Origin of the sequence: Colwellia sp. M166 (assembly GCF_024585285.1) — a bacterium.
In the GTDB taxonomy this organism is placed as follows: domain Bacteria; phylum Pseudomonadota; class Gammaproteobacteria; order Enterobacterales; family Alteromonadaceae; genus Cognaticolwellia.
Map to the genome: position 1 here is coordinate 2,568,320 of NZ_CP040755.1, position 15,103 is coordinate 2,583,422.

At 38.8% G+C, this 15,103-nt stretch carries 12 protein-coding genes and 1 pseudogene; 4 read left to right on the plus strand and 9 right to left on the minus strand.

Annotated features, from left to right (window positions below; genetic code table 11):
• Positions 1–178 precede the first annotated feature (178 nt).
• The 3 genes from FGD67_RS11690 to FGD67_RS11700 all read right to left on the minus strand — a co-directional run bounded on the left by FGD67_RS11690 (position 179) and on the right by FGD67_RS11700 (position 4,447).
• Entirely contained in the window at positions 179–652 is a 474-nt protein-coding gene (locus tag FGD67_RS11690) for a peroxiredoxin (protein ID WP_257171364.1), read from the minus strand.
• 218 nt (positions 653–870) lie between these two features.
• Positions 871–2,817: a methyl-accepting chemotaxis protein gene (locus FGD67_RS11695; RefSeq protein WP_257171365.1), complete on the minus strand. Its 1,947-nt coding sequence runs from the start codon at positions 2,815–2,817 to the stop codon at positions 871–873.
• Positions 2,818–3,142: 325 nt separating this feature from the next.
• Positions 3,143–4,447 carry an NAD(P)/FAD-dependent oxidoreductase gene (locus FGD67_RS11700; RefSeq protein WP_257171366.1) on the minus strand — a complete coding sequence of 435 codons (1,305 nt, stop codon included), beginning with the start codon at positions 4,445–4,447 and terminating at the stop codon, positions 3,143–3,145.
• 338 nt (positions 4,448–4,785) lie between these two features.
• Here FGD67_RS11700 and FGD67_RS11705 point away from each other — a divergent pair, with 338 nt between their 5' ends.
• A complete protein-coding gene (locus tag FGD67_RS11705) occupies positions 4,786–5,871 on the plus strand; it encodes a TonB family protein (protein ID WP_257171367.1) in 1,086 nt (361 codons plus the stop codon).
• 234 nt (positions 5,872–6,105) lie between these two features.
• Here FGD67_RS11705 and FGD67_RS11710 read toward each other — a convergent pair whose 3' ends face one another.
• Positions 6,106–6,897, minus strand: a complete 792-nt coding sequence (locus FGD67_RS11710; RefSeq protein ID WP_257171368.1) for a class I SAM-dependent methyltransferase — start codon at positions 6,895–6,897, stop codon at positions 6,106–6,108.
• Positions 6,887–7,420, minus strand: a pseudogene (locus tag FGD67_RS11715) (DNA-3-methyladenine glycosylase I); the annotation flags it as partial. The pseudogene FGD67_RS11715 and the gene FGD67_RS11710, both read right to left, overlap by 11 nt.
• 600 nt (positions 7,421–8,020) lie before the next feature.
• Here FGD67_RS11715 and FGD67_RS11720 point away from each other — a divergent pair.
• From FGD67_RS11720 to FGD67_RS11730, 3 genes are all read left to right on the plus strand, one after another.
• Positions 8,021–8,260, plus strand: a complete 240-nt coding sequence (locus FGD67_RS11720) for a hypothetical protein (protein WP_257171369.1) — start codon at positions 8,021–8,023, stop codon at positions 8,258–8,260.
• A 3-nt stretch (positions 8,261–8,263) separates the two neighbouring features.
• Positions 8,264–9,706: a DUF4041 domain-containing protein gene (locus FGD67_RS11725; protein WP_257171370.1), complete on the plus strand. Its 1,443-nt coding sequence runs from the start codon at positions 8,264–8,266 to the stop codon at positions 9,704–9,706.
• 371 nt (positions 9,707–10,077) lie between these two features.
• Positions 10,078–11,790 carry an LA2681 family HEPN domain-containing protein gene (locus FGD67_RS11730; RefSeq protein WP_257171371.1) on the plus strand — a complete coding sequence of 571 codons (1,713 nt, stop codon included), beginning with the start codon at positions 10,078–10,080 and terminating at the stop codon, positions 11,788–11,790.
• Between the two features lie 497 nt (positions 11,791–12,287).
• On the opposite strand, the gene FGD67_RS11735 is transcribed toward FGD67_RS11730, so the two are convergent.
• The 4 genes from FGD67_RS11735 to FGD67_RS11750 form a co-directional block, all read right to left on the minus strand.
• Positions 12,288–12,812, minus strand: coding sequence for a hypothetical protein (locus FGD67_RS11735; RefSeq protein WP_257171372.1), 525 nt, complete (start codon positions 12,810–12,812; stop codon positions 12,288–12,290).
• Positions 12,813–12,903: 91 nt separating this feature from the next.
• Positions 12,904–13,053: a hypothetical protein gene (locus tag FGD67_RS11740; protein WP_257171373.1), complete on the minus strand. Its 150-nt coding sequence runs from the start codon at positions 13,051–13,053 to the stop codon at positions 12,904–12,906.
• Positions 13,054–13,268: 215 nt separating this feature from the next.
• On the minus strand, positions 13,269–13,721 hold the full coding sequence (locus FGD67_RS11745; RefSeq protein ID WP_257171374.1) for a HEAT repeat domain-containing protein: 453 nt from the start codon (positions 13,719–13,721) through the stop codon (positions 13,269–13,271).
• A 100-nt stretch (positions 13,722–13,821) separates the two neighbouring features.
• Positions 13,822–14,826, minus strand: a complete 1,005-nt coding sequence (locus tag FGD67_RS11750) for a hypothetical protein (protein WP_257171375.1) — start codon at positions 14,824–14,826, stop codon at positions 13,822–13,824.
• Between the last annotated feature and the right edge of the window lie 277 nt (positions 14,827–15,103).

A 15,103-nucleotide genomic window follows, 5' to 3' on the forward strand; every position in this document is an offset into this window, starting at 1 on the left:
TCAAGACAAATATTTATAAAGTCCTTATAAAACAAGGGCTACAGTTAAACGATAATGGTTTTTATTTATCTTACTTTAACGTTTCAAATAAAAAATTTGCACTTAACATTCGAATCAAAGGCAGTAAGTAGATTAAAAAGGGAGCATTGGCTCCCGAGTGGCTTGCTGAAACTATAGTTTATAGTTGGCTTAGAATGGTTTCGGCGTTACTGACTTCAAATTCTTGCGGTTTTTCAATGTTTAAGCTTGTTACCACACCGTTGTCGATGATCATTGAATAACGTTGCGAGCGTAAGCCGCCAAATGCTGCGGTTTCCATTTCAAGGCCTAGCGCTTTTGTGTAACTACCATCGCCATCCGCTAGCATCATCAGGTTTTCAGCATTTTGCGCCGTTCCCCACGCTGCCATGACAAAAGCGTCATTAACAGACAAGCAAATAATGGCATCAATGCCTTTAGTTTTTAATTCATCAGCTGAAACCACATAGCCAGGTAAATGTGCTGCTGAACAGGTTGGGGTAAATGCACCCGGTACGGCAAACATTACCACTTTTTTATTAGCAAAAAGTTCTGAAGTATCATGACTGATCATTTCACCATCTTTTAATTCTTGTAGTTGCCCAGTTGGCATAGTCGCATTTACTTGGATCATAGTGTGTCCCGTATAAAGTTAGAATAAATTATAGATAAGTGACCATTACTTCATAAAAACTGTTCGATAGCCATCAAATTATTTAACTTAAGCCATTATCTTCTATCAATGCCTTGCCTAAATGGATGTCGGTACTGAGGTTTGGTCAGGAACTACAAACCTGTGCCGCTGAGCTTTTAAATTCTCACTAAGATAGCGCTTTCATAGACGGATGGGTCTTAGCTAGCTTGTTGCAAGGTTTCGCTAATACCCGAAACATGGCTATTAACGTCTTGTGCAATATTTTCTGCTAATTGTTGTGATTGGCTAACTTCTTGATCGACATTGCTCATTGCGGTTTCAAAGGTAATGAAATGTTCTCGCTGTAGGGTGATTTGTTGCAGTGTGTTTAAGGCAACTTCAGCAGAAAATTTTGCTTGTTCAGTAACTTCAATAGCCGTTTTTTGTAATTCATCAGCAATGCTCTGCTGATTGGCGGAGGCGGTTTCTATGTCAATAATGGTGGATTGAATCGAGTTAGTTGCACTTTGTAATTGTTCGAGTTTGGCTGAAATCTGTTGTAATGACTCTTGTGTTTTCCCAGCTAATTGTCTGACTTCATCGGCAACGACAGAAAACCCTCGGCCGTGTTCTCCTGCTCTAGCGGCTTCAATAGCGGCATTTAATGCCAGTAAATTGGTTTGGTCAGCAATGGCGGCGATAACATCAACAATCGAGGTTACGCTGTTAACTGATTGCGAAAGTGAGGTTATTGCGTCTTTACTTTGTTGTGCAGCAATATTGGTTGACTCACTGGCTTGTAATACTTGTCCGACGCGTGCTTGACTCGCCTCCATTGCTTGCTGAGTGGCTTGCGCATTGTTAACCACTTGGCCTGATAAGTCGTTTACTGTTTCAGTAGCTTGCCCAAGTGCTGCCATAATTTGACGTGCGCCTTGTACATGCTCACTGGTGCTGGCGGAAGATTGATAGATATTTTGTACTTGGCTTTCCATCGCTTTTAGGGCATTAGCAACCAGATCAAGCTGGTGGGCTTTTTGTCGATCATCGTTAGCGAGCTTATTAACCATTTGATTAAAGCTTGAAGATATTTCACCCAGTTCGGTTTTAACCGAAATCCCTTCAATGTTATCAACCTTACCTTGTTCGACTAAGGCGACAAAGCTATCGCGTAATTTGCGTAGTGGATTTAAAATAACCGTGCGCTGTAAGGCATAATTAGCCACTAAAAAAAATATTAAAAATGTTGTTAAACCGATAACAATTAACATTAATTGTTGATTTAATTCTTTTTGCTCATCAACAATGGTAGTTTCACCGGTCAGTATGATTTGCTCTAATATTTCGACATCAGCAATTAACTGTTGAAGCCCTTGTTGGCTGTTTAGCTTAAGTGTTGAGGTGCTGTTAAACTCGCTAAGGTACCTATTGCTAAGTGACCTTAGCTCATCGATCACTTCGTCTGCTAAATCTTCACTGTTTTCTTCATCAGCAAAAAAATCATCTTCGTCAATTTCAGCATATATAGCTAACGCCGGCATTTTTGCTAGCTTAGTTATTAGATTTTTTAATTCTGCGTTGATAATGTTTATATGGCCAGTACTATTGGTATCGATATTAGTATTGGTGATAAAGAATTTTTCTCGGCTGTGGATCAACTCATTTAAGCTTTTGGTAATTAGCTGGCAATTGACTAAGTAATCAAGGCGTTGTTGCGAGTTTAAGCTTTTGCTTTGTTGTGCATATTCAGTGAGGGTAAAGGTTAGCGACAACATGCTTTGCTCAGCATTACGAAGTAACACAAATGGGTCACCACTCAGTTTGCCTAAGGCACGATATTTAGTGCTTATGTCATGATCCAGTTTTGCGGTGTTTTTTTCAAGATTAGCGGTTAGAACGGGTAAATTGAGTTTTTTGCTTTGTTGGTTGATCCGCGCCAATTGCTGTTGTGCCCTAGTTAGTAAAGCTGCATCGCCAGATTGTAAGTATTGTGCAATGGTACGATAAAAGCTAACAGTAGTTGCTGATTTTAGGGCTTGGTAGTCGGCGAGTTGTGCGCGACTAATAGTGAGTGAATTACCGACATGGTACATGGTGGTTAAAAAAACGGCGGCAAATAAACTAACCGCGATCACTGATACTTTTGAAAAACTTGAAACCCGCACTGGCATCCAACCCTGTAACTAATGTTTCTGAACGATGCCGAATTCTCACGTTTTTATATGACAGTTTGGTTAAGGTTAGATGACACTAATGTGACAAATGTATTGATGGTGACGCGATAAACACACAAATTAAGTGCTTGCCCCTGCTCTACTGATAAATATTAATAATACTACCTATCAAAGAGTCGGTTTTGCGTTGTAAAATCTAAAAAAAACAGTGTGTTAATTATCGTGTCGAAACCCTTTCGAAGGTTAAAGTAATACCAATGTTACTAAGTTTCTTCCCACTCAGAGCTTAATAGACTTGGTGTATAACCCATGCAAATTAATGTAACTTCATTTTTGGACGTACGACGCGCAGTATTTTTTCGCTGATCCACAACGCCAAGGTTTTAGCGCCGCCATGAATAGCAAGTTGATGCATTCGATATAACGACACATACATAAAGCGGGCAATTTTACCTTCAATAAAAAAGCTATTACTGGTGAGGTTACCCATTAAGTTACCTACCGTGCTGTAGCGCGATAAATTAACCAATGAACCATAGTCGTTGTACTTAAATTTTATCAATGGTTGCTGTTTTAGTGTCGCAATAAGGTTTTTTTCAATACATTGTGCCATTTGATGTGCTGATTGTGCACGAGGTGGCACTTGCTTACCATCGTCTAACGTAAAGGCACAGCAATCACCTAAAACAAAAATACTGTCATCGACTGTGCTTTGTAAAAATTGGTTTACCTGAATTTGATTACTACGGGTGAGCTCAAACACAGCTAAGTCTTTGATAAAGTCAGGGGCTTTAACACCTGCTGCCCATAACATAATGTCAGCATTAATATGCTCATCATCTTTGGTAATAAAGCCTTGCGCACTGGCTTCTTTTACTTGCGTTTGTTCACGCACATTCACACCCAGCTTTAATAATTCGCGTTTGGCACTAATGGCAATACGCTCAGGCAGCGCGGGTAAAATACGCGGACCTGCCTCAATTAAGTGAATATGTAGGCGCTTAGAAGACATGTTAGTTAAACCATATAACTTTAACAGCTCTGATACATGATATAGCTCGGCTGAAAGCTCAACCCCAGTTGCGCCAGCACCTACAATGGCAATATTGAGAGATTGTTGTTGGTTGTCGTCTTGATGTAAACGAGTAAAGCTATCAAGTAAGGTATGCTGAAAACGTTCTGCTTGCTGATTTGAATCTAAAAAGTAGCAATGTTCTTTAATGCCAGGGGTATTAAAATCGTTACTTACGCTGCCAACTGCAATAACAAGGTAGTCATAATGTACAGTTCGCTCAGGTAAAATAGCATGGCCTAAGTCGTCAGAAAGTGGCGCTAGAGTAATACATTTTTTGCTTTGATCAAGTTGGTAAAAAGTACCTAACTGGAATCGGTAATGATGCTTAGCAGCATGAGCAGAATAAACCACACCATCTAAATCGGGATCAATAGAGCCCGTTGCAACTTCATGTAGTAATGGCTTCCAAATATGGGTACGATTCTTATCAATAAGGAGTATATCTGCGTGCTTTTTTCTTCCTAGCTTATGTCCTAATTGAGTTACCAGCTCTAATCCACCGGCTCCACCGCCAATAACGACGATTTTAGGTATGGTGTTGCTCATCGTATTATCCTAAAAAAATAAAAACTCATTAAACTTACAAACCGCTCATATTGATTGTATTCAGAATTTCTCAGCCGTACCACAGGAGAATATCGGCTCTTTTTGTATCATCAATATAGAGGTACGCTTGAACGACTATTTTCTTTCACCGATAAACCTAATTGTTGTGCAGTAGCGAACAGTATCAGAAGTCTATTCATGGCATTTGCTAATTAACTTATGTATCTATACTTAAGACGTAGGTCAAGCGATTGAAATATTTACCTAAACGTGAAATCATGTTGGCAATACTGAACGGACTTCAATTTAAAGAAGAATCTATATTTAAAGGAAAATACATGACTCTAAAATGGACTTATTTATACCTAATAATAACAGCTCTGTTATTTAGCACTAACGCAAACTCAGAAGAAACATTAAACACTCAGTTCAAAGCTGCTTATTACTCATATCAAGATGCGGTAAAAAGTGATGACCTAGATGCGCAACTTAAATATGCAAAAGAAGCTTACGAGTTAGGCAAACAGCTCTATGGTGACACTGATATTAATACCGCAAATTTAGCGCTAATATTAGCTCAACAATACCTCAATAAAAATCAAGAAAAAGCAGCAACGCCAGTTCTCTTAGAAACCTTAAATATTTTCAAAAGTGAATATGGGGATAATGCTATAGAGCTTGCTGAAATCTATATTCTTTTAGGCCAATCTCTGCCTTATAACGAAAGTGAAAAAGCGATTAGTTATTACCAATCTGCTTTAAATATTGCTGAAGAAAATGAAAAAGAACATCCTTATTTTAATGCGCAAATACAATTAGAAGCGGGAATGGAATTACTTCGTGCAGGCTCTAGAAAAAGTAGCACTATTTTAACGGCGCAAAAGTTTTTTGCAGAAAATTTACCTAACAATGATAAGCGCGTAGTTAGAGCTAATTTTTATGCGGGTAAATATTATTCAGCACGACAAAAATATAGCCAAGCGATTGAACATTGGGAGATGAATTTACCTGTATTTGAGTCACTAGAAGGGGGCACGCACCCTTTAGCGTTAAGCACTCATGCATATATGATTCACGCGCTAGAAAAATCAAATAAAAGTGATGAAGCAACTAAACATTGTATTGCCATTGGTTCAATGAAACCGTGGGATGATAGTCAAGACCAAATGCCTTTATTTAGATCTGAGCCTAAATATCCAATGGATTATGCTAAAAAAGGCAAGACAGGTTGGGTAGAGGTAGGTTTTACTGTTTCTGATTTTGGCACCGTGAAAGAGGCAAAAATATTAAACTCTGAAGGTGGCAGTAAATTTGAGAAGTCATCTTTGGCGGCATTAGAAAAATGGCGCTACGCACCTAAATTTGAAGATGGAAAGCCTACTGAAGCATACGCCACTGTACGTTTAGACTTTAAGATGGATTAGTTGTCTATTTTTTTAGCTAGCAGATAGGTGAATGATAGCGTGGGTAGTTTTTACAACAATTATATAGACTTGATATTAGGCTTGCTCAAGCTCGATTAAACTATATCGAACCGTCCAAGTTTTAGTTGTTGTAAATGTTACTGATGTACCTATTCACTAGACTATTTAATCCTAATATATTGTGGCAACTTTCGAAAATCTATAAGTTTAGAACCCTAAGTTACCTTGGTTAATTTAGTTATTTCTAGGAATAGCCTGATTAACATAAACATCAAAGCGATTTTTCTTCATATTAATACTGGTTGAAGGCGTTTTTCCTGCCAGTGGTGGCGCATAACTAGGGCGTTTAACGACAACGCGGTACTTTGCTAAGGCAATGGCTGGCGCAAGTAAGTTGTCAGCATCAAGATCTTCACCCACTAGTGACTGAAATACGCGCATTTCTTTTTTAACGGCGGCAGATTTTTCACGGTGTGGGTACATAGGATCAAGGTAGATCACATCTGGCGGCTCGGCTAAGGTCATATTTTCAATCGATGAGGAATTAATTAAGCGCATACGGTCGGTAATATCATTAATTTCAGTGCTTAGCTTAGCGCGTTCTAAACCGTCTTCTAATAAAGCGGCAACGATAGGCATACGCTCCATCATGGTAACGTAGCAACCTAAAGTAGCTAGCACAAAAGCATCACGGCCCAAGCCTGCGGTGGCATCGAGTACATTCGGGGTAAAACCATGTTTTAATCCGACTGCTTTAGCAATGTCTTGACCTCGACCACCGCCAAACTTACGGCGATGGGCTGTGGCACCATCAACAAAATCAACGCAAATAGCGCCTAGTTTGGGTTCATCAAGCTTACTTAGCTCTAAGCGTTGTAGGTTAACTTGTAAGGCGAACAATAGTTCAGGATGATTTTTTACCGCGGCAATATCGCCGATATAATCAAGTTGCCACTTTTTGGCAATTTTTTTTGCTTTGTCGATGTCGACAGCATCAACATAGGCAACGGCAACTTTATTCAACATTGGCGACTTCTTCTAAATGAATATGATTGTCGCCCGTTGCATAAGCAATAAGACGACTTAGCTGGCTTAGTGATAAATCACATTGCTGCTGCCAGCGATTAAAGCTTGCTTGTATAGCGTTCAAGCTCGATTTAGTTTGAATGCCGCCGGTGATAATATCATGAGCGCGAAAATACGCTTCGACATCTCGGCTAAGAATAAACGTGTCTTTGCCTAACGCTCGCAAAGCATAAGGTCCGGTATTACCGCCAAGACGCTGACCGTGCTTTTTCAAATAGGCCCATAAACCGATAATATCGTTACTGGGCCAGTTAGCAATAAATTCAGCAAAGCTATGGCCTTTTTGTTGTTCTTCAAAAATCATTTGCCCGTTAGCTTTAATGGTTTTTACTTTGTTAAAGTTACGAATGATTTTTGGATCGCTAGCTTTTCGTTCCATCATTTCTTCTGGCATCATCAAAATTTTTTCGATATTAAAATTAAAAAAGCTCTCTTCGAAATTTGGCCATTTATTTTCTACTACGCGCAAGGTCACCCATAAGGAATTGCAATATGGACTCAGGTAAAGCTTTGATTTATGAATAAAATAATTAAATAACATGAATCTAGCGTGTCCATAAAGTGAATGGTTTTTTATAGACAAAATATGTGATAAGTGCATACATATGTCCATATTATTCTTATTGTACAATCCTACAGAATTACATTCAATATTGACAGGAAATCACATTTACTTTGCCACCAAGTTATAAATAGCTAATTATTTTATATATATGTAAATAAGTAGGCGTTGCCAATTTGATGAGCCTCCAACTTACTGACAATAACATCAATGAATACCTTATGACTTCATTTAGCAATTGCGGACTGTGGTGTTAACTCATTTATGCCCCAAAATGAGTCAGCGACTGCATGCGCCATTACTCTCCACGCCATCATTTGGAATATTTTTTCTAACCCAAAGCAAGGGGCTAATCTACCTGTGAGAAACATAGATATTTGAAACCTTAGCGCTCTCACAGCTATAGACTTTATGCAATCTGTTTGATTTCAATGTAACCCTTCCAATTTTGTTGTGCTAGCATCGGAAGCATAATTCTAATTTGCTCAGAGGAGAAATGCATTGGCCAGACGAGGAAGTGGTTTAAGGACGGCTATAAAGGTTGTTAAAGCTATAGATAGGGCCAACAAACAAGCCACCCGCGAAGCTCAGCGAGAACTAAAGCGGCAAGTAAGACAGCAACAATCCGCAGCAAAGCAAGCATTTAAAAATGCGCTATCAAATGCAAATGAAGAGTACCAAGACCGCTGCGAAGAACGAGCCGCCCTTAGAAAGCAATTCATACAAGAGGTTTTAAGGTAAACAATGGATAATAATTTACTGATATTAGCAGGCATATCTTTGTTAGCAGTTTTGCTGACCTATATAGTGACGAAACGCTCTGCGGATAAAAAAGTTGGACAGTACAAGTCAATTGATGAAGCGTTAACGAAAGCCAAAGAAGAGCACGAGACATTAAAGGAAGTAAATGAATCACTACAGCAAACTAATGAGATAGCAAAGCAGGCGCTTTTCAAAATTAACGCTGAAACTGCCGACCTACAAGCTTTGAAAGGACAAGATGACTCTCTTAAAGTTAATATTCTAGAACAGCAACAGTCTCTTGACGCGGCTCAAAACACTCTAAATGAACTTAATGCCAATATTGAAAAGAGCGAACAGGATCTGAACGAGCTTATGGGTGGGATAGACTTGTATTCACGACTCGATGAATATACTGCTCATGGTCACTTTGAAATGCCACAATATCTCTACGAAACATCAACTCGCTATTCTGAAGAGATCAAAGACATACGGCAGCAACAAAAAGACATGATTAAAGCCAAAACCGCAGTCACCTTCCCAGAAACGACCGTTATTTCTAATGATAAGCCTTTGAATAAAAAAATCCTCAATGGTCAAGTTAAGCTAATGCTAACTGCGTTCAATATTGAATGTGACATGCTTATTGGCAAGGTTTCTCCAAGCTCATTTGGTCGTACGCTGGAACGAATCGAGAAACTAGCAAACAATCTAGAAAAGTCAGCTGCGACACTGGAGTGCGGCTTTGATATTGACTACATCGAACTAAAATTCGAAGAATGTAAGCTTCAGTATCAATATACCCTGAAGAAGCAGGAAGAAATTGCCGAGCAGAAGCTTATCAAAGAGCAAATTCGTGAAGAGCAGAGAGCAATAAAGGAGTTTGAAAAAGCTATTGCTGAAGCTGAGAAAGAAGAAAAAATGTATCGAAACCTTCTTGATAAAGCTCAGCAAGAGCTTGCTCAAGCTAATGAACAAGAACGTAGTGAAATGGAACAAAGAATAGCCATTCTAGAGCAGCAATTAGCCGAAGCTGAAGCCAAAGAAGAACGTGCCAAGAGTATGGCGGAACAAACTCGTAAGGGCTATGTGTACGTGATAAGTAACATTGGTTCCTTTGGAGAAGATGTTTACAAGATAGGCTTAACGCGCAGACTTGAGCCTATGGACAGAGTTAAAGAGCTTGGTGATGCCAGTGTACCATTCCCATTTGACGTACATGCCATGATTTATACTGATGATGCACCTGCACTCGAAACAGCTTTGCATCGTGAATTCCATTCTCAACGTGTTAATGCAATTAACCTTCGTAAGGAGTTCTTCAGTGTCGATCTAGAGGAAATTAAAGGTGCCGTTGAGAAAATCGCTGGTGTAGATGCTGAGTTCAAAATGACCGCTCTGGCGGAAGACTATTACGAAAGCCTCCGTCTTAGTGATGCCGCATGATTTAATAGTTTTGTCCACCTTCGAGTCAGCCAGATCAGCGCTGGCTCACCTTTGCCCCACTGCGTGCTAGCAACGTTAAACTTCGAGCCAAAGTGAAGTGTCCAGTTTATGTTTCAGTAAATTCCATTAAGAAATCTATAAAGAGCCTTAAGTGCAGTGGTAAGTTTTTGTAGCGTTGCACACTGCTTAGTTGTTCAACCTTAGAATATTTATATGTTATTAGTGCATTTAGAATAGGTAAAGCTATGTTTTATTTGCTTTTTATACCAAAAGACAAGAATGAAAAGTTGGACGAATTATTGAAAATTTAAGATGAAATTCATTAAGTTAAGGTGCAATATGAGAGCTGATATTTTAGGTAAGGGTTTAGGATGAAGTATGAACAGTTGGTAGAGTTTTCACTAAAAGCAGATGACCTGCTGCTATCAGGTGATTTAGTAAAACTGCAAGTCTACGTAGATGAGCACGAAGCACATGAGTACCAGTTCGATTCAGCACTTTATGAAGCTCAATACTATTACGCATTGGCTAATTGTTATTCTGCCTTATATCACCCTCGAACGTCCAAGTGGTACTCACAAGAGATGGTAAAAGTAGCTGTTTGCTATCGAAAAGCATTAGCAGTGATAAACAGCGTTGAGGCTTCACCTAATACCATAAGGTTAAAATCAATGATCTGTACAAACTTAGCCAATCACCTTTCTTCACAAGGGCGAGCATTATGTTGTATTGAACTTTATGATGAAGCAATACGATTAGACAATAATCCGGTTGCCTACGTTGCAAAGGCTCGAAATGAACTGTTTATAGCAGATTCTATCTATGACTCAGGACATAGAGAATATCATTACTATACTGCTGCGAAACTGTTAGAAGAACTCAAACCTTTTGAGGAGTTGCTTGAACCAGAACAGCGTATCCCAATTGATGAGGGTGGACGGCTTCATCATTTTAGAAGCTGGTATCACGAAAATTATGAAAATGATTCATTTAACTATTTTGATGAATTTAAAGAGCAATTTGAATCTGACAGACAGAAGAAATACTTATCATGGTGTGCTGATAATCGGCTATTTATCAACGATTTAAATGATGTATGTAAGTCTGAGATAGTTTATCAAGATGTACTTGGTTTATCTTCATTTACTCAACGCTTCAATGATTTACTCAGTGAAACTGATGAACTGACTTATCACGGAAACTACGATGAGATTAAAAATGATTACTGTTATGCGAGATACTTAATGTATCAAGCAATGTCTATTGAAAATGATGAAATTCATTACTCTAACAAGACCTTTCAGCACGTAGATACTCGTTGTGGTGCGATTGATAATTTGAAAGTCAGTCATTTGAAATCTGCATTCAAAATCCTATATTCTCTTTTCGATAAAATTGCTTATTTCATTCACCGCTTCTTTGATCTGAATGACATATCAAAAGACAATAAGATCTACATTGATAAGCTATTCCAAAAGCTCAATGGTAAAAGTTGGAAGCCAAACGAGAAGTTGGAAGGTGGTCAAAACCACTTCATCAATGCTCTTTTCTTTATCCTACAAGAATTGAGAGATGTAAAAGGGTTTGAATCAGTCTCAAAATGGATTAATCCGAGTGCTGAAAAATTTAGCGAAATTAGAAACGCTATGGAACATCGCTCTTTGGTTGTTGTTGACGCAGAGTCATACCACTTGATAACTAACTTCGATATCGTAAATAAGCTATCAACTGAGCGCTTCAATAGTGGTTATTCAGAACTGGAAACCAAGTTAGACGAAATAAACCAGAAAATTGCAAACGCTCGAAGGTCGAAAAACAAGGATTTAGAACAAAAAAATAGGGCTAAGCAAAAAAAGCTTGAAGATGAACTTGCGGGCTTAAACTCTCAACGATATGAAAAACAAAAGCTTTCTTCTCATACACTTCATATAACGGTTGATGACCTTGAAGTTCGACTATTTTCATTAATAAAGTTAGTCAGAAACTCCATAATGTATCTATCATTGGCAATCAATTTAGATTCAGAGATGAAAAAGGAACATCAAGAAGGTATCGCTTTACTTCGTGATATACCTTTGAGATAAGGAGTTATATCTCTTCTCCAGCTTTTAGTTTTGTATTCAACATTTTTAGTTCTGTGTGCTGAGTCGTATCGGACTTAGCACAATATTAAGCTTGGTTGATTTGAGTAATGTCCATTAGGTTTGCTATTGGTATTTTAGACATTGAAGCGCTTGTTCTAAAACATTTCTTTCCAAAAATTAGTTTAACGTCCGTTCTCACAATTGAATTTATGTTGTTAAGTTATTGTTGAATGGCAGCAGTTGGCACATTGCTGACTGTGAAGTATTATCTCTAAACGCTAATTTTTGCCACAAAGAAGACCTAATTCACATAATAAAATCACCCCACCTAATGTTCACTTTGATACGAAAGCGGACATTAGCCTTGGGTTATCTAGCGACAAGTGATCCGGCATTGCCGTCATAAGGCCTAACTCATTTATGGACAAAAACAATTTAGAGCGATGGGCCGCTATGTGCCAATTGCGGTCATTGGTAACGCCATGATTAACAGCTTGTTAGCTACGTGCTAAATACGGAACCACTGTAATTACTTCATCAAGTCGACTGACAACTAAATCACCAAGCGAAGCGTTTGAAGTACACTCAGCTATAAAACTATCAACGGCGTTGCAAACATCGATAACCAATGACTTAGTAGAGATAGCAACCGTATTTTCTTCTGCGTATAATTGATGCGTAAGATGATTACAATCATGATATAAGAACTTCATGATATCAGATTTATCATGTAATTCAGCTGTTGTGCCATAAGTATGAAGTAACGCACATCTAGCAGCATATACATCTTTCCCCGAATATTGATACTGTTGTTGAGTATTTGACTTTAAGTACTTATCGCACCAGCCAATAAAGTCTGCGCGCGTAACTCTACTGTTACCTGATGGCCTAGCAAGACTAGCCATTGCATCGATACAAATAAAACTCATAGCAATACTTGGAGTAACTAATCCTTGAGCATCGCATTGCTTTATTTGTTCAGTAAGACCTCTCAAAACTGACCAATCTTCTTTTTTATTCATAGTTGCCTCAATTATCGCTCAAGTAGTTTATTCGCTTGTGATTTGTAAAATGAGGGCGGTGCGCCAGCCTAACTGAATACGCACCTAAGCATTACAGTTTGGCTAGTACAATTGATGCTACTAGTGTCAACGCGAACGCAACAGATGGTAAGAATGCCACAGACAAAGCTGTAAACAATACACCAAAAGCACCTAACCGAAGATGCAAGCTTGCTGAACCCGCCAAAGTAGGTTTTGTCATAGACTCACTCCTTTAACAATGCCTCAGTCTCATGTGGGATCGGGAAAGAGACGGCTCAGACTTTGCTACCATATTTAGGTTTAAAACCGGTCATGCTTTGGTGGTAGCAACCCGACCGGACGGTTGTTGGGAGGAGTATAACTCTACTCCCAAACATTCTTTACAAATAACGCCACTAAAACGGGGTTAGCCGTTTGAAGCTCTTATTAGCGTACCTACTTTTTGGGTAACCCTTTAAATGTAGTTTCAACCCATGCGTCAAACTTACTTTCTTTGTCAAAATTAAGTACGTCATACATTTCAGGGTTTGTATCTTTAAACCCTGCTTTGAATTGTTCAAGGTTAAACTCTTCTATATTTTTCTCACGCTTAACTCTAAGAAATAGTTTAGTGATATCTTTAGGTTTAAATCCGATATCTTTTTTGCCTAAGCTGATTGCTTTTCCATTTTTAGTAATGCCCAACGCTTGAGCAGCTCGAACAGCTTCTTCTTTAACTTTGAAAACTTTGTCATGTAAAGCCAATCTAGTTATAACATCTCGGGATTTTTGACAATCATACTTTTTTAGTTCTTCTAACGCTGAGAATCGAGTTTTCCAATCATGTTTACAATTAGCATTTTTAATAAGTTCATCGATATTAGCTGGCGTTTTCATTATTAGTGACATTGATTTACCTTAAGTGATGAATGATGGACAACATACTAACGCCGCGCTCACCGGAAAATTAGGAGCAGAGCGAGTAATCTTTTCCGAATGCAGCGCCTTGTTATGCATCGCTACACGCCTCTTCAATACCGATAGACAATTTCTCCAAACAGACCACTAGGTTTTCCACATCGTTGGCCGAAATTATTAAGCGCTGACCTTCTTTGTATTTGTTATCACCTGATTTTTCAAGGTATTTCTCGTCCACAATTCCTTCATTGTGGGCGAGCAAATGGCGCTTTTGATATAGAATTCGAAGTAAATTGATTTCGTCTTTACTCATCCATTCATCAAACCCTTTTTGAACCGCCTTTTTCCAAAGCTCACTAGCTTGTTCTAAACGCTGAAAAGCGTTGAACGGAGCCTTTCCAAAAACGTCATACATACCTTCACAATATTTCTGGAAGGCAACTACTCCGTCACTAATACACGTCTCAATCAGCGATCTGCATGTTAACTCTGCTTCATCTTTGCCTGCTGTCTCGATTAGCGCCTGTTTAACAACACCGACACTATCTTTCTTAGCCCGAATTTTCCGTAATGAGTCTCTAAACGTACGAGTCACGGAGTTGTGACCGCACGCGGGACAGAAGTATGCGCTACCTACAACAGAAAATCTGGATTCGCAGTTTTCACATTGAATTTCCAGCTGCATAAGATCCGCAGCCTTTGCTGGAATTGTATGTGTTCTTTTAGAGCCGCCTGTTACTTTCATTGACATTGAGATAAAGCTGTTTTTCGATTGACGCCCATTGAACTTTTGAGCACCAGAAAGGAGGGAGTTATGAATTTTCCCTTGAATTACGGCAAACGCCTCAGCTTTAGCATGTTCGACTTGCTCAATAGTAAACCACTGATCGGAGGGATCTTCATGACGACAAAACGGGCACCATACAGCTTCGTCTTTGAAGATATTAGCCCAATCTTCTTCATTGACTTTAAAAATGAACTCGCAGTCTTCATTGGGGCATTGCTTGTCGATATATCCCTTTTCATCCGATTCGATTACTACAGATACCGACTGGCCATTCATCCGTTCCATTTCTTTTATCAAGTCTTCAAACATGGGAAATCCCTTATAGATGCATAACATTTTAGTATTTATGCGACACGCATATTTCTGCCAACTTAACGCTCATTTTTCTACATTATATAGTTTTAACAAACAACCTAAGGAATTACTATCTCTAAGTTTTCTAAAACATTTGAGCAAAGATAAATAGAACAATATGTGCGCGTCGCTTATTTTCATGGATATACGCGCAAAGAGCAGTTTGACCAATCAGTTAACTACGATATTTAGCAAACCTCAACGTCTGCTCATCGCTCTTTAACGACGTTAG

What these genes read in the sequence shown, in the direction of transcription:
- FGD67_RS11690 (WP_257171364.1), bottom strand. Translation starts at nt 652, where the DNA reads ATGATCCAAGTAAATGCGACTATGCCAACTGGGCAACTACAAGAATTA.
- FGD67_RS11700 (WP_257171366.1), bottom strand. Translation starts at nt 4,447, where the DNA reads ATGAGCAACACCATACCTAAAATCGTCGTTATTGGCGGTGGAGCCGGT.
- FGD67_RS11705 (WP_257171367.1), top strand. Translation starts at nt 4,786, where the DNA reads ATGACTCTAAAATGGACTTATTTATACCTAATAATAACAGCTCTGTTA.
- FGD67_RS11710 (WP_257171368.1), bottom strand. Translation starts at nt 6,897, where the DNA reads ATGTTGAATAAAGTTGCCGTTGCCTATGTTGATGCTGTCGACATCGAC.
- FGD67_RS11725 (WP_257171370.1), top strand. Translation starts at nt 8,264, where the DNA reads ATGGATAATAATTTACTGATATTAGCAGGCATATCTTTGTTAGCAGTT.
- FGD67_RS11730 (WP_257171371.1), top strand. Translation starts at nt 10,078, where the DNA reads ATGAAGTATGAACAGTTGGTAGAGTTTTCACTAAAAGCAGATGACCTG.
- FGD67_RS11735 (WP_257171372.1), bottom strand. Translation starts at nt 12,812, where the DNA reads ATGAATAAAAAAGAAGATTGGTCAGTTTTGAGAGGTCTTACTGAACAA.
- FGD67_RS11740 (WP_257171373.1), bottom strand. Translation starts at nt 13,053, where the DNA reads ATGACAAAACCTACTTTGGCGGGTTCAGCAAGCTTGCATCTTCGGTTA.
- FGD67_RS11745 (WP_257171374.1), bottom strand. Translation starts at nt 13,721, where the DNA reads ATGTCACTAATAATGAAAACGCCAGCTAATATCGATGAACTTATTAAA.
- FGD67_RS11750 (WP_257171375.1), bottom strand. Translation starts at nt 14,826, where the DNA reads ATGTTTGAAGACTTGATAAAAGAAATGGAACGGATGAATGGCCAGTCG.